At 68.9% G+C, this 20,190-nt stretch carries 15 protein-coding genes and 2 pseudogenes; 9 read left to right on the forward strand and 8 right to left on the reverse strand.

What is annotated here, in order from left to right; genetic code table 11:
• A pseudogene (locus tag ACX9NE_RS11775) lies at positions 1 to 1,431 on the forward strand (PE family protein); the annotation flags it as partial.
• A gap of 319 nt (positions 1,432 to 1,750) precedes the next feature.
• On the opposite strand, the gene ACX9NE_RS11780 reads toward ACX9NE_RS11775, so the two are convergent.
• Both ACX9NE_RS11780 and ACX9NE_RS11785 read right to left on the reverse strand, forming a co-directional pair.
• Positions 1,751 to 2,254 carry a DUF2617 family protein gene (locus tag ACX9NE_RS11780; RefSeq protein ID WP_459365201.1) on the reverse strand — a complete coding sequence of 168 codons (504 nt, stop codon included), beginning with the start codon at positions 2,252 to 2,254 and terminating at the stop codon, positions 1,751 to 1,753.
• Between the two features lie 5 nt (positions 2,255 to 2,259).
• Positions 2,260 to 2,517, reverse strand: a complete 258-nt coding sequence (locus ACX9NE_RS11785) for a hypothetical protein (RefSeq protein ID WP_459365202.1) — start codon at positions 2,515 to 2,517, stop codon at positions 2,260 to 2,262.
• Between the two features lie 123 nt (positions 2,518 to 2,640).
• On the opposite strand from ACX9NE_RS11785, the gene ruvC reads away from it, so the two are divergent.
• From ruvC to ACX9NE_RS11810, 5 genes and pseudogenes are all read left to right on the forward strand, one after another.
• Positions 2,641 to 3,195 (forward strand): crossover junction endodeoxyribonuclease RuvC, encoded by a 555-nt coding sequence (gene ruvC, locus ACX9NE_RS11790; protein WP_459365203.1) that lies wholly within the window; start codon positions 2,641 to 2,643, stop codon positions 3,193 to 3,195.
• Complete coding sequence (gene ruvA, locus ACX9NE_RS11795; RefSeq protein ID WP_459365204.1) at positions 3,192 to 3,785, forward strand: Holliday junction branch migration protein RuvA; 594 nt, start codon at positions 3,192 to 3,194, stop codon at positions 3,783 to 3,785. The genes ruvC and ruvA overlap by 4 nt, the downstream gene beginning before the upstream one ends.
• Entirely contained in the window at positions 3,782 to 4,822 is a 1,041-nt protein-coding gene (ruvB, locus tag ACX9NE_RS11800) for a Holliday junction branch migration DNA helicase RuvB (RefSeq protein ID WP_459365205.1), read from the forward strand. The genes ruvA and ruvB overlap by 4 nt, the downstream gene beginning before the upstream one ends.
• A 10-nt stretch (positions 4,823 to 4,832) precedes the next feature.
• The gene (locus ACX9NE_RS11805) at positions 4,833 to 5,219 is read left to right on the forward strand and encodes a DUF1304 domain-containing protein (RefSeq protein ID WP_459365206.1); all 387 of its coding nucleotides are present in this window, start codon (positions 4,833 to 4,835) and stop codon (positions 5,217 to 5,219) included.
• Positions 5,220 to 5,352: 133 nt separating this feature from the next.
• A pseudogene (locus ACX9NE_RS11810) lies at positions 5,353 to 6,020 on the forward strand (hypothetical protein).
• A 153-nt stretch (positions 6,021 to 6,173) separates the two neighbouring features.
• Here the strand turns inward: ACX9NE_RS11810 and ACX9NE_RS11815 are convergent.
• The 5 genes from ACX9NE_RS11815 to ACX9NE_RS11835 all read right to left on the reverse strand — a co-directional run bounded on the left by ACX9NE_RS11815 (position 6,174) and on the right by ACX9NE_RS11835 (position 15,394).
• Positions 6,174 to 6,410, reverse strand: coding sequence for a hypothetical protein (locus ACX9NE_RS11815; RefSeq protein WP_459365207.1), 237 nt, complete (start codon positions 6,408 to 6,410; stop codon positions 6,174 to 6,176).
• A 379-nt stretch (positions 6,411 to 6,789) separates the two neighbouring features.
• Entirely contained in the window at positions 6,790 to 9,957 is a 3,168-nt protein-coding gene (locus ACX9NE_RS11820) for a PE family protein (RefSeq protein ID WP_459370724.1), read from the reverse strand.
• Between the two features lie 372 nt (positions 9,958 to 10,329).
• Entirely contained in the window at positions 10,330 to 11,025 is a 696-nt protein-coding gene (locus ACX9NE_RS11825; protein WP_459363895.1) for a GAF and ANTAR domain-containing protein, read from the reverse strand.
• A 181-nt stretch (positions 11,026 to 11,206) separates the two neighbouring features.
• Positions 11,207 to 14,776 (reverse strand): carboxylic acid reductase, encoded by a 3,570-nt coding sequence (car, locus tag ACX9NE_RS11830; RefSeq protein ID WP_459363894.1) that lies wholly within the window; start codon positions 14,774 to 14,776, stop codon positions 11,207 to 11,209.
• 153 nt (positions 14,777 to 14,929) lie between these two features.
• Positions 14,930 to 15,394 (reverse strand): MarR family winged helix-turn-helix transcriptional regulator, encoded by a 465-nt coding sequence (locus tag ACX9NE_RS11835; protein WP_459363893.1) that lies wholly within the window; start codon positions 15,392 to 15,394, stop codon positions 14,930 to 14,932.
• A 59-nt stretch (positions 15,395 to 15,453) separates the two neighbouring features.
• Between ACX9NE_RS11835 and ACX9NE_RS11840 the strand changes: the two genes are divergently transcribed.
• Positions 15,454 to 16,287, forward strand: a complete 834-nt coding sequence (locus tag ACX9NE_RS11840) for an alpha/beta fold hydrolase (protein ID WP_459363892.1) — start codon at positions 15,454 to 15,456, stop codon at positions 16,285 to 16,287.
• A 64-nt stretch (positions 16,288 to 16,351) separates the two neighbouring features.
• On the opposite strand, the gene gabT is transcribed toward ACX9NE_RS11840, so the two are convergent.
• Positions 16,352 to 17,692 (reverse strand): 4-aminobutyrate--2-oxoglutarate transaminase, encoded by a 1,341-nt coding sequence (gene gabT / locus ACX9NE_RS11845; RefSeq protein ID WP_459363891.1) that lies wholly within the window; start codon positions 17,690 to 17,692, stop codon positions 16,352 to 16,354.
• 202 nt (positions 17,693 to 17,894) lie between these two features.
• Between gabT and yajC the strand changes: the two genes are divergently transcribed.
• The gene (gene yajC / locus ACX9NE_RS11850; RefSeq protein WP_459363890.1) at positions 17,895 to 18,254 is read left to right on the forward strand and encodes a preprotein translocase subunit YajC; all 360 of its coding nucleotides are present in this window, start codon (positions 17,895 to 17,897) and stop codon (positions 18,252 to 18,254) included.
• Between the two features lie 117 nt (positions 18,255 to 18,371).
• Positions 18,372 to 20,189, forward strand: a complete 1,818-nt coding sequence (gene secD, locus ACX9NE_RS11855; RefSeq protein ID WP_459363889.1) for a protein translocase subunit SecD — start codon at positions 18,372 to 18,374, stop codon at positions 20,187 to 20,189.
• The last annotated feature ends 1 nt before the right edge of the window (position 20,190 follow it).

Raw genomic sequence — 20,190 nt, forward strand, 5'->3', positions numbered from 1 at the left:
AGCGGTGGCAGTGGCGGCGATGGTGGTAAGGGGGCGGCTGGGACTGCGCTAAGTCCCGATGGCTGGGCGGGGGGCAAGGGCGGTAACCCGGGTGCGGCGGGATTGGGTGGTGTGGGTGGTTTGGGCTCGGTGAACGGGGCGACCGGGGCTGCGGGGGCAGCGGTCACTGGTGGTGGTAATGGTGGGGCTGGTGGGAATGGTTTTGCCGCGACCGCGGCGGGCCAGCCCGGGGGTAACGGTGGGGCTGGGGGCGATGGTGGGGCGGTGGGCAACGGCGGGGCTGGCGGCGCCGGTGGTGACGGCGCGGCCGGCTTGGCCGGACTCGATGGCAAGAACCCGAGTGATCCCGGAACCAACGGCTTTGGCGGCGGTGCCGGCGGTCAAGGCGGTGCGGGAGGTGTCGGCGGTTCGATCTCGGGTAATGGCGGGGCCGGGGGCATTGGTGGGGCCGGTGGTGCGGGTGGTGATGGGGGCAAGGGTGCTGCTGGTGCGACCGTGGCCCCTCCCAGCGTCGGCGGGGCCGGTGGTGCCGGTGGTGGCGGTGGTGCCGGCGGCAGTGGTGGACTCGGCGGCGCGGCGACCAACGGCACCGGCGGTGCGGGCGGCGCTGCTGGAGCGGGCGGCAGCGGCGGGGACGGGGGGGACGGCGGGAGAGGCGGGAGTGGTGGCGGTTTGCCTGGGCGTACCGGCGGGGTCGGTGGGGCTGCTGGCGGCGGTGGCACGGGCGGCATCGGCGGAGCCGGCGGTGCATCGGGGACGGGCACCGGCGGTGTGGGAGGGACCGGTGGGGCGGGCGGTCATGCCGGGACTAGCGGCGCCGGCGGACAGGGCGGTGGCGGCGGCCCATCCTCATCCGGAGGCGCTGGGGCCGCCGGCGGGGCCGGTGCCGCAGGCGGGAGTGGAGGCGCCGGCGGTGCCGGCGGGGCATCGAATTCCGGCATCGCCGGGACCGGCGGTGTAGGCGGTGACGGAGGCAGCGGAGGCACGAGCGGCACCGGCGGTGCGGGCGGCGGTGGTGGGCCGGGCGGCAGCGGCGGCTCCGGCGGGATTGCCGGTACCGGCGGTAAGGGCGGAATCGGCGGGGCGGGCGGTGCATCTTCGATCGGTGGCGGCGACGGCGGGGCCGGCGGCGCGGGCGGCGTCGGCGGCACCGGTGGCGCGGGCGGCAATGGCGGTACATCATTCGCGTCGGTGGGCCCCGGCGGCCCCGGCGCTAACGGGTCTCAAGGCGGCACTGGCGGCGATGGCGGCGATGGAGGTGACGGCGGCGGTCCCGGTGGCATCGGTGGCGTCGGCGGCACGGCTGGCGACGCCGGAACTGGAGGAGCCGGCGGTCAGGGTGGGCAAGGCGCCCAAGGGAAGGGTGGAGCCGGTAACCCGGGCGGACCTGGCACGTCTGGTAACCCCGGCGCCAACGGCAACAACGGCTGAGGCGCCTGCGGTCCGCCAACAGTCTCCTGCTTGCCGTGTGTGCCGGGCTAAGTAGACGGTGGCCACCACGCCGTGCAGCACCGGGGTTAACGTTGACGTTGCCGAAATCGGCTCCTGCCTCGAATGCCATGACTGAGTTGGTTGTCTCGCGCTCTCAGTTACTGCCGCCCGGCTCGCTGGGAGGGCTTCGCGAGCCGCCGAAGGCGAGCCCGGGGTGAATCCGACGGATGTCCCGGTTCAGCAGCACGAGCCCGAATCCCAGGGCCCGCGCTGCCCACGACGGCTAACCCGAAAGGGATCAGCAGCAGGCGGTTGCGGCTCATGGATGCCACCGGCTCGCGGTGTACACCACCAACCCGCCCAACCCAGCAGGGGACGCCGGGTACAGGTGCCAGGTCTGCCAGTGCCAGCCATCGCCCACCGCCTCGGCGGTCAGCGCGGTCAGCGCAGCGTCATCACCCGGAAACACACCGCCCAGCCACCCGGGTTCGTGAGTACACCGTTCGCGCAGGCACTGTGCCAGAGCGCGGAAGGCCGCCTCGTCGTGCGTCTCGGTGTCCGATTCGAGGTGGTAACCGGGCGCGTCGGAGCGCTCAGGCAGATCGCCGCCGACGGCGCACGAAACTTGCTCGGAGAAGCTGCGGGTGTGGTGTTCCACGCTGACGACATGCGAGGCACCCAGGACGCCGAGCAGCAGCGCGCCGCCAGTGGGGTGTTCCAGTCGATAGGTGGCCAGGGGAGGAGGTGTCGCCGCGTTGAGCGCCAGTGCCAACCGGGCCCCGGACACGTCGGCCGGTGCGACAGCGAGCTGATGGAGCGGCACCGGTGCTACCCCGAGGCCGCGGAGTTGACGGTGAGCCCACCGGTCAGCACGGTTGTGACGGTCGAGATTTCCCACGGCATTTCCGGTGCCCAGCGTTCGAATGACAGCAGCGCGGAGTCGGCCAAGTCCGCGTCGTCGACGTAGTCCATCTCACCGCCGGGCCGACAGGGCTTGGTCGTCGTGAGTGTCTTGACGGCGTAAACGAGAGCGAGAATGGACGCGATGAACAGCGCCGCCGCGATCACCACCAGCTGCGCTCCCACACGAACCCTTTCCCCGATGCGCCATAAAGGTAGCTCAGCGAGTCAGTGCGTGTCCCTCACCCGCGACGCCGCAACTACCGGCTAGGCTATCGAACAGCTGTTCGTACGACGTGGGGAGCTGCGGTGCGGGTGATGGGCGTCGATCCCGGGTTGACGCGGTGCGGGCTGTCGCTGGTGGAAGGCGGACGCGGCCGGCAGATTACCGCGCTGGACGTCGACGTGGTACGCACCCCGTCCGACGAGCCGCTGCACCGGCGGTTGCTGGTCATCAGCGACGCCGTTGATCATTGGTTGGACACCCACCACCCGGACGTATTGGCCATCGAGCGGGTGTTCTCCCAGCTCAACGTCAGCACCGTGATGGGCACCGCGCAGGCCGGCGGAGTAGTCGCGCTGGCGGCGGCCAAGCGCGACATCGACGTGCACTTCCACACCCCCAGCGAGGTGAAGGCGGCGGTGACCGGCAACGGCGCCGCCGATAAGGCGCAGGTCACGGCCATGGTCACCAGAATCCTGGCGTTGCAGGCCAAGCCGACGCCGGCCGACGCGGCCGATGCGCTGGCGCTGGCCATCTGCCACTGCTGGCGGGCGCCGATGCTGGCCCGGATGGCCGCCGCCGAGGCCCGGGCGGCCCAACAACGCAGCAAGTATCTGGCCAAGTTGAAGGCTGCCCGATGATCGCCTCGGTGCGCGGAGAGGTGTTGGAGGTGGCACTGGACCACGCGGTGATCGAGGCCGCCGGTGTGGGGTACCGGGTGAACGCGACGCCCTCGACGCTGGCGACGTTGCGGGCGGGCACCGAGGCACGGCTGATCACGGCGATGATCGTGCGTGAGGATTCGATGACGGTGTACGGGTTCTGTGACGCCGAGACCCGCGACCTGTTCCAGACGCTGCTGTCGGTGTCCGGGGTCGGTCCACGGCTGGCGATGGCGACGCTGGCCGTGCACGATGCGGCGGCGCTGCGCCAGGCGCTGGCCGGCGGCGACGTCAACGCGCTCACCCGGGTGCCCGGCATCGGTAAACGCAGCGCCGAACGGATGGTGCTGGAACTGCGCGACAAAGTCGGTGCGGTTGCCGGGGCGGCCGAAACGCCGGCGGTCAACGGTCATGCCGTACGCGGCCCGGTGGTGGAGGCCCTGGTCGGGCTCGGGTTCGCGGTCAAGCAGGCCGAGGAGGCCACCGACAAGGTGCTGGCCGCCGACCGGGAGGCGTCCACCTCCACCGCGCTGCGGGCCGCGCTGTCGTTGCTGGGTAAGGCCAAATGAGCGAGCAGGATTTCGAGGAACGTGACGTCTCCCCGGCGCTGGCCGTCGGGGAGGGCGACATCGACGGCAGCCTGCGGCCTCGGTCGCTGCGGGAGTTCATCGGCCAGGCGCGGGTGCGTGAGCAGCTGCAGTTGGTCATCGAGGGTGCCAAGAACCGCGGCGGCACCCCGGATCACATCCTGCTGTCCGGGCCGCCGGGGCTGGGCAAGACGTCCCTGGCGATGATCATCGCCGCCGAGCTGGGAACCTCGCTGCGGGTGACGTCGGGGCCGGCCCTGGAACGTGCCGGAGACCTCGCCGCGATGCTGTCCAACCTGGTCGAGCACGACGTGTTGTTCATCGACGAGATTCACCGCATCGCCCGGCCCGCCGAGGAAATGTTGTATCTGGCGATGGAGGACTTCCGGGTTGACGTGGTGGTCGGCAAAGGCCCGGGTGCGACGTCGATTCCGCTGGACGTCGCGCCGTTCACGCTGGTTGGGGCGACCACCCGGTCCGGTGCTCTGACCGGCCCGCTGCGCGACCGGTTCGGCTTCACCGCGCACATGGACTTCTACGAACCCGCCGAGTTGGAGCGGGTGCTGGCGCGATCCGCCGGCATCCTGGGCATCGAGTTGGGCACGGAGGCCGGGGCCGAGATCGCGCGCCGATCGCGCGGCACCCCGCGGATCGCCAATCGGCTGCTGCGTCGGGTCCGTGACTTCGCCGAGGTTCGCGCCGACGGCATCATCACCCGCGACGTCGCAAAATCCGCGCTAGAGGTCTACGACGTCGACGAGCTCGGGCTGGACCGGCTGGACCGGGCCGTGTTGTCGGCGCTGACCCGCAGTTTCGGCGGCGGTCCAGTGGGTGTCTCGACGCTGGCAGTGGCGGTGGGCGAGGAGGCTGCGACCGTGGAGGAAGTGTGTGAGCCTTTCCTGGTGCGCGCCGGGATGGTTGCGCGTACGCCACGCGGGCGAGTGGCCACGGCGCTGGCCTGGACGCATCTGGGCATGACGCCGCCGGCCGGGATCTCGCAGCCCGGCCTGTTCGACTAGGAGGACTGAAATGATCACCGCCGCTTTGATATTCGCCGCGCTGGCCACGGTCCTGCACGTCTACATCTTCACGATGGAATCGTTGACGTGGACCTCAAAGCGCACCCGTGCCACGTTCGGTACCACGGTCGAGGAAGCCGAGACCACCAAGCTTTTGGCCTTCAACCAGGGGTTCTACAACCTGTTTCTGGCCATTGTGGCCGGGATCGGCATCGCCGCGGTGTGCACCGGCTATCGCGACGTCGGCGCGGCCCTGGTGTTTGCCGGGGTCGGTTCGATGGGTGCGGCCGCGGTGGTGCTGTTGCTATCCGCGCGGGACAAGGCGCGAGCGGCGGTGACGCAGGGGCTGTTCCCGGTGATCGCGATCGTGCTGCTCCTAGTCGGGCTGCTGACGTAGGCCTTCACCTTTCGCCGAACGTGCGCTCAGGGCGACATTCCGGCACGCGCTTCGCCATCAGTACACGTTGGGCGATGTGCTTCAACGGCGGCATGTCCGGGTACCCAACTTGGTACCTACCGAGGGAGATGTCATGAAAACCATCGAGGACCGTCCCGCCCGGGGACGAATCCCACGCTCGCGTGGCGCCGTGATCGGACTGGTGTTAGTGATCCTGGGCGCCTGGGGCGCACTCATTCTTTCGTCGGCCCGAACTTCGACTTCGCCTACACACCAGGTCAGGCCTGGACGGCCGCGCGTGGCTGGCTCGAGGTGCTTCCCGGCGTAGCCACCGCTGTCGGTGGTCTGCTGGTCCTCGTCTCGCGTAACCGCGGCAGCGCCTTGCTCGGCTGCTGGCTGGCCGCCCTAGGCGGCGCGTGGTTCGTCGTCGGCCGCATCGTGGCACCGCTGGTGAGTGTGGGGTCGGTCGGCGACCCGGTGGGCGCGACGGATCGTAAGCGTGCTGCGGTGGAGCTTGCGTACTTCTCCGGGCCGGGTGTGCTGATCACCCTCCTTGCCGGGGCCGCGTTGGCTCGGATGGCGTTCCGGCTGGCTCGGGATGTCCGGCCTGTTGATTCGGTCGCTCAACCAGTTGGGCCGGCCCCGGCGGAGCCGCAGCACAGCGGACTGGTCGAACCTGACCGCGAGGTGTCCACGGATGCTCTCACCAAGCCGCGCGACCGATTCGCGCCGGCGGACGACAACGGACAGCGGCGCGGCGGGTTGTTCCGCCGCCACCGCACGCCGGTCTCGCATCCGTAGCGTCGCCCGGTCCCGTTAGACGCAAAGTTTTGGCTCACAGGGCAGCCTGACAAGCGGCGTGCTCTTCGTTCGCCGTCAGCGTCATATTGCTGGTCCTCTTGGTGTGCGCGGGGGCACTGGTGCCGTCCGTAGGGCCCCATTTCAACTTTGCCTTCACGCCCGTCGAGGATTGGACGTGGACAGCGGCGCGAGGCTGGTTCGAAGGGCTTCCGGGGGCATGCTTCTCATCGCCTCAGGAACCGTGCCGTCGCCACCCTCGGCGGCGTTCTGGCGGTGGTGGCCGGCGCGTGGTTCGTCATCGGGCAGCAGGTAGCTCCGTGGCCGCACCTGGGGACGATCGGTGATCTGGCCGGTGCCACCGAGCGCAGGCGCGCAATCCCGGACATCCAACATTTCACTGTGTATTTCACCGGGTTGGGCACGTTTACCGTGTTGGTCCGCGGGTTCGCGTTGGCGCGTATCTTCTGCCGCCTGGCTCGCGACGTTCCGGCGCCGGCATTCGCGCGCTCAGTACGTGCCGAACCGGCGCCAGCCGGGGGTGATTACCAGCCGGCGGACGACACCCCCGCGACGGAACCGACGTCGGACGCCCGGACAAAGCCCCGTGGTGAGCAGGTCGCGGTGGACAACGACCCGCGGCGCTGGCGGCGTGCCCTGCGTCCGCGGGAACAGGTACCGGCCCCGGTAACGCGTGCCTGCGGTGGCCCCACCAGCGCGGTTGATCGCCGCGGCAACGTCGTGAGGGGTGGCGCAGTCGGTCGCGCGAGGATCAACTGGACTGACCCGCACCGCCGTTACCGACAATCGGGAAGAACAACTGAAACGCTGTTCCGCCGCCGCCGCCCGATCCGGTGGCAGTCCCGCCTTGACCTCCCTGTGCGGTGAACTGGACGCCGCCGCCCGCTCCACCCGCGCTGCCACTAGCGCCCGGTTGGCCGTCGAGGGCAGTGTTGGTGACGAAGATATTGGCGCGTCCGCCTTGGCCGCCACCGCCGCCGGTGCTTGACGGCGCCCCGGCCCCGCCTGGCCCGCCAGTGCCGAGGTTGCTCACGTCCAAGGCAAAACCGTTACCGCCACCGCCACCGTTTCCAGCGGTACCACCCGCGCCTCCGGATGCGCCCCCGCCGCCACCACCACCGCCGAAAGCAAAGGCTTGGGCAATGCCGGCGCCCCCACCCCCGCCGCCGCCTGCGCCGCCCCTGCCACCAACCTCGCCTGAAGCGGCAGCACCTCCACCGCCACCGCCACCGAAACCTCCAAAAGCGGCGGCGTGGGTACTGGGGTCGAGGGCTGCGCCCCCGTTGCCGCCGCTGCCGCCGACGCCGCCCAGACCGCCGTTGGCCGCGCCGCCTCCGCTAGCGCCGCCGCGGCCGCCCGCACCCCCCCCACCACCACCACCGGCCAATGGGCTGGCATTCGCGACGGTCAAAATGCTCTGGCCGCCGTTGCCGCCGCTGCCGCCCTTGCCGCCTTGTCCACCCTGGCCGCCTATAGTGCTGCCCGCGCCCGGGGCTCCGCCGGTGCCGCCCTCACCGCCGGTACCGCCCCGACCGCCTTTCGTGCCGGGTGCGGAGTCAGTATCGCCAACGTTAGGGCCGCCGGTCCCGCCCGCTCCGCCTGTGCCGCCTACGCCGGCTTGGCCGCCGGCGCCACCCCCTATCCCGTTGATGCCGGCGCCGCCGGTGCCGCCGGTGCCGCCGGCGCCGCCCTGGCCGCCCTGGAAGCCAGGGATTGGGAATTGCGGGTCGGAAGTGCCAGCTTGGCCGGTGGCGCCGCCTCCGCCGTTGCCGGCGGTGCCGCCGGTGCCGCCGGTGCCGTTGGTGCCGGCTGTTCCGCCGTCGATGCGGGTGCCGGCTTTGCCGGCGGTGCCGCCGGTGCCGCCTTGGCCGCCTTGGGCGCCTTGGCCGCCGCCGGTGTCGCCGGTGGTGGTGGTGCCGGTGTTGGTGCCGCCGGTGCCCCCGGTGCCGCCTTGGCCGCCGGTGCCGCCGGTGCCGGCTTTGCCGCCTCCGACGCCGTTGATGCCGGCGCCGCCGTCACCACCGGTGCCGCCGGTGCCGCCCTGGCCGCCCTGGAAGCCGTTGGTGGGCGCGGTTGTGGTGTCGCTGCCGTTGGCACCGTTGGCGCCGGTGGCGCCGCCTCCGCCGTTGCCGCCGAGGCCGCCGGTGCCGCCGAGGCCGTTGGCGCCGGCCGCTCCGCCGTCGATGCGGGTGCCAGCTTTGCCGGCGGTGCCGCCGGTGCCGCCTTGGCCGCCTTGGGCGCCTTGGCCGCCGCCGGTGTCGCCGGTGCTGGTGGTGCCGGTGTTGGTGCCGCCGGTGCCCCCGGTGCCGCCCTGGCCGCCGGTGCCGCCAGCGCCGGCTTTGCCGCCGCCGACGCCGTTGATGCCGGCGCCGCCGTCACCGCCGTCACCGCCGGTGCCGCCCTGGCCGCCCTGGAAGCCCGCTACCGGGGCGATCGGGTCGGGATTGCCGTTTTGGCCAGCGGCGCCGCCTCCACCATTGCCGCCGAGGCCGCCGGTGCCGCCGGTGCCCACGCTGCCGGCCGCGCCGCCGTCGACTCCGCTGCCGCCCAGTCCTGCGGCGCCGCCGTTTCCGCCGTGCCCGCCTTTTGCGCCCATCCCGCCGCCGGTGGCCCCGGTGGTGGTGGTGCCGGTGGCGTCGCCACCCGCACCACCGCCGCCACCGTCGCCGCCGGTGCCGCCTTGACCGCCGCCGCCGCCGTGCAGTCCACCGATGCCGGCACCGCCGTTGCCGCCTTGACCACCGGTGCCGCCGGTGCGGCCGGTACCGCCGGGCAGCGGGTTGGTGTCCGATTTACCGATCCCGCCCGCATCACCTTGACCGCCGGTCCCGCCGGTGCCGCCCACTCCGCCGGTGCCGGCGCCACCAGCATGTCCTGCGGTTCCGAAATATCCGCCGGATCCTGCGGCGCCGCCCGTCCCTGCGGCACCGCCGCTTCCTCCGGTGCCGCCGTTGCCGCCGTCGGCGTCAAATCCCACGCCGGTGCCGCCGGTCCCGCCCTGGCCGCCCGCTCCGCCGGTGCCGCCGATTCCACCGGCCCCACCTGCGCTCAGCAGTCCGTAGCTGGCTCCGCCGTCTCCGCCGACACCGCCGGCTCCACCGGCGTACCCGATGCCGCCTACACCGCCCAGCGGTCCCGCTCCTGCGGTCCCGGTGGCGCCGATGGCGCCGGCACCGCCCGTGCCGCCGGCACCGCCCGCACCGGCCCCTCCACCGAACAGCGCCCGACCGGCCCCTCCGCTGCCGCCGGCCCCACCGGTGCCCCCGGCGCCGGCAACCCCCGCCCCGCCGGCACCTCCGGCGCCCCCGGCGCCACCGAATCCGCTCAACAGTCCACCGGCACCACCGGCTCCACCGGTCCCGCCGATAGCCCCCGCCGCGCCGGCCCCGCCGGCTCCGCCGGCCCCGCCGTTGCCGAATAACCCGGCGTCCCCGCCGCGTCCGCCGGTCTGGCCGGTGGCTCCCGACCCGCCGTTGCCACCGTTGCCCCACAGGATTCCGCCGGCCCCACCGGCCTGCCCGGTTCCCGCGGCGCCGCGGTAACCGTCGCCGATCAACGGACGCCCAATCAGGGTGTTGGTCGGTGCGTTGATCAACCCCAGTACGTCTTGCTCAAGGATCTGCAACGGGGACAGGTTTGCGGTCTCAGCCGCCGCGTATGCCGCGGCGCCGGCACCCAGCGTGCGCATGAAGTGTTCATGAAACTGCGCCACGTGGATGCTGAGCGCCTGGTACTCCTGCCCGAAGGCGCCGAACACCCCCGTCACCGCCGCCGACACCTCATCTGCGGCCAGCGGGGCGATCTCGGTGGTCCACGGAGCCGCAACCGAATTGGCCGCCCGCAGCAGCTCACCCAGACCCCGCACGTCGCCCGCCGCCAGGGCCAACACCTCCGGGGATGCGATCAAAAAAGAAGACATACCCGGTGCTCCTTGACCTCGCGGTGAGCGATCAGCGATGACTGCGCCCACACGCTATCCCGCGGCCGCAGAATCGTCAGCATTTAAACTCAAAAACTATTGGACATTTCCCGGGAAATTCATCACACGGCGATTCTGCACTCCGTGATTTCCGCAGGTGCGTCCAATTTCGGTCCACCAAACTGCCGAAAAATTCGTGATTGCACCGTGAAAGTGGTAGTTGCACAATGTGTTTCGTGTTCGGAATACTCGTGAAAGGTGGCAAATAAGGACCGTGTTGTGGAATGAGCTTCCAGTTCAACGCCCGTCCCGAACAGGCTCACTCCGGACAGCAACCCAAAACTGACCGGGCTTTTTCTACATAAACGCTGGTCAGCGATCCCCGCGGGTGTCGATGACCCGCTGGGCGATATCGACCAGTGACGTATTGCTCTCCTGGGAAAGCCGGCGCAGCATGTCGAAGGCTCGCACATCCTCGACGTCGTAGCGCTCCATGATTATTCCCTTGGCCTGCCCGATCCGGTCCCTGCTGGCGACCGCTGATCGCAGGTTCTCGCTCTGGCGATTGGACATGATCGCCGCGGCGGCATGGGCGGCCAGCACCATACCGATGGTCTGTCGCTCGACATCCCACTGAGTGGGCTGGTACCCGAACAAGTTCAACGCGCCGGCGGTGCGCTCATGGGTGTAAAGCCGGAAGGACATTCCACTGAGCACGCCAAGCTGCTGCACGGCCGCCGAGTAGGCAGGCCAGCGCGTTTCGTTACGAAAATCGTCCGTCCGCACCACGTCGTAGTCGGATGACGACGCTGCCTCGATGCACGGTCCCTCGTTGAGGGTGTGTTGCAGCTCGTCGAGCTCGTGCGGCAGCTCATCGGTCGCGGCAACTGAATCGAACCGGCCACCTTTGCCGATCAGCAGAATTCCGGCGGTGTCGACACCCGCTATCAGCTCCATCGCGGCGGAGGTGACCTCGGTCAGAATGTCTTCGACGCGACGGGGTGTCGCGACCACGCGAGCCAGCTCGGCCATACGCAGCGCAAGGTCATGGTTGGAGGGCTGGGCCATGGGTTCGAGTCTGCCACCCTTCAAATCGTCGTAACCCAGTCGACATCTCCCACCGCCGAACAGCGGTCGCCGCGGGTGTCGATATCCCGCTGGGTCTGCCGGTCGTCAAACGAACGCGATGTCCCCGGACAGCAGGACAGGCGTTCGGTCGACGAACCCGAACGCCTGTCCGTGTCCTGGTTCAGAGCAGTCCCAGCAGCCGCAGATCGCTGATGTACTTCGCGATGATTACCGGCGTGACGTGCGGGATGTCCTTGTCCGGTCCGATCTTCGCGTCCTGTACCGCCCGGCGGAACCGGTCGGTGGGTGCCAGCGACCCGCGCAGTGGCCGCTCGGGTTTCTGGTAGTTGTGCAGCAACGGCAGCAGTGAGGTCTGACGCTGTTTCTCCGGTAGGCCTCGCAGCGCGGTTTCGAACCGCTGCAGCCATTCCCCGTAGTCGGCGATGCGCTGGATCGCGCAACCTGCGACGGCCGGGTCGACGAGCCAGTCCACGAACTCGTCCATGCCAATGCCGTCGTCGTGAGGGTTCATGACGTGGTAGGTCTGGAACCCCTGGCCGACATTCTGGGCGCCCAGCGTGCAGATGGCCTCGGCGATGAACTCGACCGGTAGCCCGTCGTAGTGGGCCCGCTGCCGGTTGCCTTCGGAGTCGGTCTCGTAGAACGAGGCCGGTGCAATCCCGGTCGCCGCCAGGCTGAGCATCATGCGGGTGAACATGTCCGGCACGTTGAGCTGACCGGCATAGGTGGTGTCGGCCAGGATCATGTCGCAGCGGAATACGGCCACCGGCAGGCCGCACAGGTCGTGGGCCTCGCGCAGTAGGACTTCACCGGCCCATTTGCTGTTGCCGTAACCGTTGGCGTAGCTGTCGTTGATGGCGCGGGTAGCGCTGATCCGGCGAATGTCGGCGTCCTCGGTGAACTGTCCGGGCTTGATCTGGTCGCCTACGCCGATCGTCGACACGTAGGTATATGGCTTTTGCTTGCTGGTCAGCGCGATCTTGATCAGCTCGGCGGTACCAAGTGCGTTGGGCCCGAACAGTTCGCTGTAGGGCAGCACGTGGTTGACCAGTGCGGCCGGGTCGACGATCAGGTCGACGGTGTCCGCCAGCCGTTGCCAGACCTGGGGGTCCAGGCCAAGGCCGGGCTCACCCTTGTCGCCGGCGATGACCTCCAGATGGTCGGCGGCCAGCCGCTGGTAGTGGGCCAGCAGCGCGGGGTCGCCGCTATCGAAGGTCTGGTCAAGCCGAGCCCGTGCCTCTTCGTCGGACCTCGCCCGCACCAATGCAATGACCTTGCCGTCGACCGGATCCATCCGTTCCAGCCAGTCCAGGGCCAGGTAGCGCCCCAGGAATCCGGTGGCGCCCGTCAACAGCACGGTTCGCACCTCGGCGCTCGGTTTGGGCAGCCTCGGCGCTGCGTCCAGGGTCGCGGCGTCGAGGAACTTGTCCAGCGTCAGGTCGCTCGCCTGCACCTCCACCGCGTCGCGACCGTGTACAGCCGCAAAACTCGGACGCTTGGTGCCCTGGCGCTCGGCCTCGATATAGGTCGCGATCGCCTGTAGATCGTTGGCCGGGCTGACGATGACTCCGACCGGCACGTCGATGTCGAAAATCTCGCGTAGCAGGTTGCCGAATGTCAGCGCCGACAGCGAGTCACCGCCCAGGTCGGTGAAGTGCGCGGCGGGGGACAGGTCGCTGCTCGCCGTGCCCAGCATCGCGGCCGCCGCCCGGCTCACCGTGTCAAGCGCCGGGCCGTCGGCGCCGCTGCGGCGCAACTCGGTCAGTTCGCTGGCCTGGCTCGAGGCCAGGTCGGCGTAGAGCTGTTCCAGCCGCTCGCCGTAGTGCGCCTTCAGCTTCGGCCACGCCAGTTTTCGGATGCCGGTCAACAGCCCGTTTTCCAGGGTGAAGGGGGTGCTCTCGATGAGGAAGTCCCGCGGCACCTCGTAGGACTGCAGCCCGGCTTGTCTGGCGACGGTTTGCAATGAATCGGCGATCATCGGCTTCAGCGCCTCGACGCTGTGCGCAGCCAGTGCGTCTGCAGGCGGCACCACCACGGCCAGCAGGTAGGGGTGGGCGCTGTTGCCGTAGACGTAAATCTGGCGGACCAGCGGGCTGTTGCCGAAAACGGCCTCGAGCTTGGCGACGGTAACGAATTCGCCCTGCGCCAGCTTGAGCACGTTGTTGCGGCGGTCGACATAACGCACCTGGTCCGGAGCGAGCTCGGCCACCACGTCGCCGGTGCGGTAGTAGCCGTCCTCATCGAACACGCTGACCGTGATCTCCGGTCGCTTGTAGTAGCCGGGGAACAGGTTCTCGGTCTTGACCAGCAATTCGCCGCGCGGGTAGGGCCGGTCGGTGGTGAAGTAACCCAGGTCCGGCACGTCGACCAGCTTGTAGTCGATCACCGGCGGGCGCTGCACCTCGCCGTCGAACAGCACCATCCCGGCTTCGGTGGACCCGTAGCCGTCCAGCAGGTGCATCTCCAACAGCGACTCCGCCCAGGCCTTCAATTCCGGCGACGTGGGCGCCGAGCCCGTCATCGCGAAGATGTAGCGTCCGCCGAGCAGATACTCCCGCTGCTCGACCAGCACCTGCGCCTCAACCGCCGCGCGGTCACCACCGTCGAGCAGCCGGGCTGTATGGCCCGGCTCCTCCACCGACTCAGGGCTCGTCGGCATAGTCGCAAGGCGGCGGTCCACCTCGCTCTGGAATTCCCCGTAGAGCGTCTCCCAGATGCGGGGCACGAAGTTCAACTCGGTGGGCCGCACCAGCGCCAGATCTTCCAGAAAGGTCGACAGGTCGCTCTTGGCGGCAAAGTAGGCGGTGCCGCCGTTGCCGAGTGTGCCGTAGAGGATGCCGCGGCCCATCACGTGGCTCATCGGCATGAAGTTGAGGGTGATCGACGCCGCGGTCGGTCCGAACCAGTTCTTGGCCGACCGGCGGAACATCTTGCCCACGTTGCGCTGCGGGTACATCGCGCCCTTGGGGGCGCCGGTGCTGCCGGAGGTGTAGATCAGCAGTGCAAGCGCGCCTTCAGCGATCTCCGGGAGCCGCGCCGTCGGCAGCTCCGAGCCGCGCCGCAGGACGTCGGCCAGCGTCTCGACCACCACACCGGTGTCCCCCAGGGCGGCCACCGCAGCGTCCAGGGCGTCGCGTTCGTCGTCGACCTGCGGGTGGTAGTCGAACACCACCAGCTTTCCGGGCGTTTGAGCTGCCCCGCGGATCAACTCGACGGCGTCGGTCAGCTGGTTCACACTCGCCGCGATCAGGCTGGGCCCGGTCTCGGTGACGATCGGTTGCAGCTGGGCGATCGCCGCGCTGGTCTGCAGCGGCACCGACACCGCCCCAATCTGACCGAGTGCCATGTCGATCGTGGCGTAGTCCACGCTGTTGAAGCCCAGTACGCAGACGCGGTCGCCGCGTTGAACGTCACCGGCGGTCACGGCGCGTCCGAACGCGGCGATCCGCTCACCCAGGTCGCGGTAGGTGACGGTCTCGAAACGAGGGAGCAGGTTGAGGATGGTGCGCCCGGTCTTGGGGTCCGCGACGAACTCCACCGCGCGGTGGCCCAGCGCGGGCCGGTCGGCGTAACCCTCGAGGACGGTCTGAATGACCTGCGGGAGTCGCAAGTCCGGGTTCTCCAACGCTTCAGCCACCGTCGGGTCGGGCCGGGCGGCGGCGAATTGTGGGTCGGTGGCGGCGAGCTCCTCGGCGCGGCGTTCTATCCGCTCTTCTTGTGTGGTCGTCATATCAGATCCTCTTTGAAATGAATCAGGAAAGAAATGAAATCCAGGCGGCGCGGCGCTGCGCAGATGAAAAGAACGTTAGCTAAAGTAAATATATTCCTCAATGCGCGAGCACTGCGAGTTGGCTGTGAGTTGCGCCACGCGTGCGGGCGGCCGTCAGGCACGGGCTTCCACGGGGTCGACCGCATCGAGTAGTCGCTGCATGGTTGTGCACATGTGCGCGAAGTCGTCGGCGCCTACCAAATTCGACCATCGAGCCTCGATCTCGGCCACTCGATTGCCGGCGTCGCTGAGTAGACGTCGACCGCGTCCGGTCAGATCGATGAGTTTGGCGCGGCCGTCCTGCGGGTCGGGGCGGCGGATCAGGTAGCCCAGCGCCGACAGGTCGTTCACCAGCTCTGACGTCGCCGCGAGGCTCAGCTGTGCTCGGGATGCCAGTTCAGTCAAGCGGATGCCGCCCATCCGGATATTGCCGAAAATCTGCAGATGGGGATCGCGGATGTCGCGATAACCCTGCTCGGTGTGCGGCGCGGCCAACTCGGTGCGAAACTGCCGCGTCAACCGCACCAGTAGCTGTCCGATCGCTTGCCGGTCGGCGGGTAAATCCCTTGACGTCGCCATGAGTTCCGAAGATACTACGGGTACCGAAGTTTCGGCTTCCGAAGTAAATGAGGGGCGCCATGAGCAAGCTGATGGAAGAGTTCGTCGAGACCGGCTTAGGCCGGTTGCATGTGTCGCGCCGGGGGAGCGGACCGGTCACCATCCTGTGGCACAGCCTGTTCCTGGACTCCCGGTCGTGGAAACCCCTGATCGAGGCGCTCGACGAGCTCGCGCCACACCGCACCGTGATCGCCATCGACGGACCGTCACACGGTCGCAGCGCACCGGTCACCCGCGACTTCACGTTCGACGAATGCGTTCAAGCCGCTGCGGACGTGCTGGACGGACTGCGCATCTGCGAGCCGGTCGACTGGGTCGGCAACGCCTGGGGCGGACACATCGGGATTCTGCTGGCCGCCACCCAACCGCGCCGGATCCGCACCCTGACCACCATCGGCACCCCGGTGCACGGCATCAGCCCGCGGTTCCGCGTGACCAAAGGGTGGCCGCTGGTGGCGCTGTATCGGCTGTTCGGTCCGACCCGGCTGGTCTGCGATCCGCTCTCACACGCCCTGCTGGGACCCAACGGTTCCGCAGAGTTCATGGATGCGTTTCGGCAGGCCGACCGGACTGGCATGTACCACGCCGTGTGCTCGATGATGTTGAAGCGGCCCGACATTGGTCACCGGCTGTCTCGCATCACGGCGCCGACGTTGATGCTGGCCGCCCACGACGACGACGAGGGCTGGCCGCCGCAGCAGGCCCGGGCCGCCTGCGCCGTCATGCCCAACGCACGGGCTGACGTGGTGATGGGCGGCGGTCGGGTCGCGCCATTGTTGGTCGATGCGAAGACGATCGCGCGGACGTTGGTCGACTTCTGGGCCGTCGCAGAAGTCGACCCGCCACGACACTGACTCCTCGCACACGACTCGCCGAGGCGGGTCTGCGTGCGTTCAATCTGGGTGGCGGCCGAGTGCGCTAGAGCGCGGAAAGCAGCCCCGTCAGCACGTCCAGCCCCTCGGTCAACAGCTCGTCGGTGATCGTCAGGGGCGGGAGCAGCCGGATGATGTTGCCGAACATGCCGCAGGTCAACACGACGATGCCCGCGGCATGCGCCGCAGTGGCCAACCGCGACGTCAGCTCGGGGTCGGGGTCGGAGGTGCCGGACTTCACCAACTCCATGGCGATCATGGCGCCGCGGCCACGCACGTCGCCGACCCGGTCATCGCCGGCCTGCAACCGCAGCAGCGGCTCGGTGATCAGACGCTCGATCTCCCGGGCCCGCTCGATCAGCCCCTCGGATTCGATGGTCGCGATGGTTGCCAGCGCGGCCGCACACGCGACGGGATTGCCACCGAAGGTCCCGCCGAGGCCGCCTGCGTGCGGGGCGTCCATCACCTCGGCCCGGCCGGTGATCCCCGACAGCGGCAGCCCGTCTGCGATGGCTTTGGCCGTCACGATGATGTCGGGCTGGATGTTCTCGTGCTCGCAGGCGAACATCGCGCCGGTGCGCGCAAAACCCGATTGCACCTCATCGGCGATGAACACCACGTCGTTCTCCCGGCACCAGCGAAGCAGGGCCGGCAGGAATCCTTCGGCGGGGACGATGAACCCGCCTTCCCCCTGGATCGGCTCGATGATGACCGCCGCCAAGTTCTTCGCGCCGACCTGCTTGTCCATCACGCTGATGGCGCGGGCCGCGGCCTTTTCGCCGTCGGTGGCCAGTTCCTTGTCGAGCAGGCCGTCCCGGTAGGGATAGGACAGCGGCGCGCGGTAGATCTCCGGGGCGAAGGGGCCGAAACCGCTCTTGTAGGGCATCGACTTTGCAGTCAGTGCCATCGTCAGGTTGGTGCGGCCGTGGTAGGCGTGGTCGAACGCGACGACGGCAGACCTGCCCGTATAGGCGCGGGCTACTTTGATCGAGCTCTCCACCGCCTCGGCGCCGGAGTTGAACAACACCGAGCGCTTCTCGCCGGCGCCCGGGGTGATCCGGTTCAACTCCTCGGCCACGGCGATGTAGCCCTCATAGGGCGTCACCATGAAGCAGGTGTGGGTGAACTCGGCAACCTGTCGGCGTACCGCCTCGACGACCCGCGGGGCCGCGTTGCCGATCGTGGTCACCGCGATGCCCGAACCGAGGTCGATCAGACGGTTGCCGTCCACGTCCTCGAGGATCCCGCCGCCCGCGCGCGCCACGAAAACCGGCAGGGTGACGCCCACGCCGTGTGACACCGCGGCGGTGCGGCGCTTGTTCAGTTGCAACGAGGCGGGACCAGGGATTTCAGTGGCCAAATGGCGGCTCTGCTCGAGGCTGGCCACGGACTCCTCCTCCCGCGGACGCGCAGGTCACGTCGCGGTTAAAGCCTAGCTGGTAGTCGGCTGGACGGTGCCCGTCGGTTTGCGACCTGCGGGAATGGCAGACTGGACCGTTAGCGACGTGAGCGAGCCCGGTTCGGACCGGCGCCGTCCCGGCTTTGGCGGGGAGTTTCGAGCACTACCGATACGAAAGACAGGCGTGTTGATGGAGAGTTTTGTCTTGTTCTTACCGTTCCTGCTCATCATGGGCGGGTTCATGTATTTCGCGTCGCGTCGTCAGCGGAAGGCGATGCAGGCCACCATCGACCTGCACGAGTCATTGGAGCCGGGGGACCGGGTGCACACCACATCGGGACTGCAGGGCACCGTCGTGAGTTTCACCGACGACACGGTCGACCTCGAGATCGCACCGGGGGTGGTGACCACCTGGATGAAGCTGGCCGTGCGCGACCGGATTCTGCCTGACGACGATGAAGACTTCGACGACGAGGACGTCGAACTGGAGGCGGCCGGTGAGGATGAGGACAACGAATCGGACTCCAGCCGGGTTATCAAGGATTCCTGACCGGTACCCACTGCCGCGTGCGCGACGTCGGTCGTAGCGCGGCACGTAGTCTTTTCGAAGGTTCTGTCCGGGTCTGGACGGATCCTCAAACCCGATTCGCGAGGAGACAGAAAGAACGTGGCATCGTCTTCGGCGCCAGTGCAGCCTGCCCGCTATCTGTCGGTGTTTCTGGTGATGCTCGTCGGCCTTTATCTATTGATGTTCCTCACCGGCGACAAGAAGGCCAGCCCCAAGCTCGGCATCGATCTGCAGGGCGGCACCCGGGTGACGTTGACGGCCCGTACCCCCGACGGCTCGCGACCGAGCCGGGACGCGCTGGCGCAGGCGCAACAGATCATTAGTTCGCGAGTCAACGGGCTGGGTGTCTCGGGCTCTGAGGTGGTCATCGACGGCGACAATCTGGTGATCACGGTGCCCGGCAGCGACGGCAGCGAGGCGCGTGATCTGGGCCAGACGGCGCGGCTGTACATCCGGCCGGTGCTCAACTCGATGCCGGCCCAGAAGGCTCCGGAGGAGCCCAAGCCGGGGCAACCGCCGGCCGGCGGCGAGCCCGGCGCCGCGCCGCCCGGTGCGCCGGCTCCCGGTGCGCCCGCACCCGGTGCCCCGGCTCCCGCGCCGCCGCAGTCCGGCGCACCCGCTCCGGCGCCACCACGCGGGCAACCCAGGCCCTACCCGCAGGACCCGGCGCCGAGCCCGTCGCCCGCGCCCAGCCCCTCGCCCGCGCCCAGTCCCGGCCCGTCGCCGACGGGCCAGGCACCGCCCACCGACGTGCCGCCCACCGACACGCCCGCCGCGCCCGATCCGCGCAAGGATCTGGCCGAGCGGATCGCGCAGGAGAAGAAGTGGCGGCAGAACACCAGCCAGTACATCCAGATGATCGCCTTGCAGTTCGAGGCCACCCGCTGCGACAAGGACGACATCCTGGCCGGCAACGACGACCCGAAACTGCCCCTGGTCACCTGCTCGACCGACCACAAGACCGCGTACCTGCTCGCCCCGTCGATCATCAGCGGCGACCAGATCCAGGACGCTACCTCGGGGATGAACCAGAGCAGCCTCGGTTATGTGGTGGACCTGCAGTTCAAGAGTGCCGCGGCCGAGACCTGGGCCAAGTACACCGCCGATCACACCGGCACCCAAACAGCGTTCACGCTCGACTCTCAGGTGGTCAGCGCGCCGATGATCAGGGAACCCATTCCCGGCGGGCGGACCCAGATCAGCGGCGGTGACCCACCGTTCAGCGCGGCGACCGCGAAGCAGCTGGCCAACGTCCTGAAATACGGATCGCTGCCACTGTCCTTCGAGTCCTCGGAGGCCCAAACGGTTTCGGCGACATTGGGTTTGACCTCCCTGCGGGCCGGTCTGATCGCCGGCGGGATAGGTCTGGTGCTGGTGCTGATCTATTCGCTGATTTACTACCGGGTGCTCGGGCTGCTCACCGCGCTGTCGCTGATCGCTTCCGGCGCGATGATCTTCGCGATCCTGGTGCTGCTCGGCCGATACATCAACTACACGCTGGACCTGGCCGGCATCGCGGGTCTGATCATTGGTATCGGTACCACAGCGGACTCGTTCGTGGTGTTCTTCGAACGCATCAAAGACGAGATACGCGAAGGGCGTTCGTTCCGTTCGGCAGTTCCGCGGGGTTGGGCGCGGGCACGCAAGACCATCGTGTCGGGCAACGCCGTCACCTTCCTGGCAGCCGCCGTGCTGTATTTCCTGGCGATCGGACAGGTGAAGGGATTCGCCTTCACTCTGGGTCTCACCACGATCCTCGACCTTGTGGTGGTGTTCCTGGTGACCTGGCCGCTGGTGTACCTGGCCTCCAAATCCACTCGGCTGGCCAAGCCGGCATACAACGGCCTGGGCGCGGTCCAGCAGGTGGCACGCGAACGCCGGGCGTCGAGCACGGCAGCCAAGACGGGACGGGGGTAAA

Source organism: Mycobacterium sp. ML4 (genome assembly GCF_054515735.1).

Coding starts and splice junctions, on each gene's coding strand:
- ruvA (WP_459365204.1), top strand. CDS start 3,192: ATGATCGCCTCGGTGCGCGGAGAGGTGTTGGAGGTGGCACTGGACCAC.
- ruvB (WP_459365205.1), top strand. CDS start 3,782: ATGAGCGAGCAGGATTTCGAGGAACGTGACGTCTCCCCGGCGCTGGCC.
- ACX9NE_RS11805 (WP_459365206.1), top strand. CDS start 4,833: ATGATCACCGCCGCTTTGATATTCGCCGCGCTGGCCACGGTCCTGCAC.
- ACX9NE_RS11820 (WP_459370724.1), bottom strand. CDS start 9,957: ATGTCTTCTTTTTTGATCGCATCCCCGGAGGTGTTGGCCCTGGCGGCG.
- ACX9NE_RS11825 (WP_459363895.1), bottom strand. CDS start 11,025: ATGGCCCAGCCCTCCAACCATGACCTTGCGCTGCGTATGGCCGAGCTG.
- car (WP_459363894.1), bottom strand. CDS start 14,776: ATGACGACCACACAAGAAGAGCGGATAGAACGCCGCGCCGAGGAGCTC.
- ACX9NE_RS11835 (WP_459363893.1), bottom strand. CDS start 15,394: ATGGCGACGTCAAGGGATTTACCCGCCGACCGGCAAGCGATCGGACAG.
- ACX9NE_RS11840 (WP_459363892.1), top strand. CDS start 15,454: ATGAGCAAGCTGATGGAAGAGTTCGTCGAGACCGGCTTAGGCCGGTTG.
- yajC (WP_459363890.1), top strand. CDS start 17,895: ATGGAGAGTTTTGTCTTGTTCTTACCGTTCCTGCTCATCATGGGCGGG.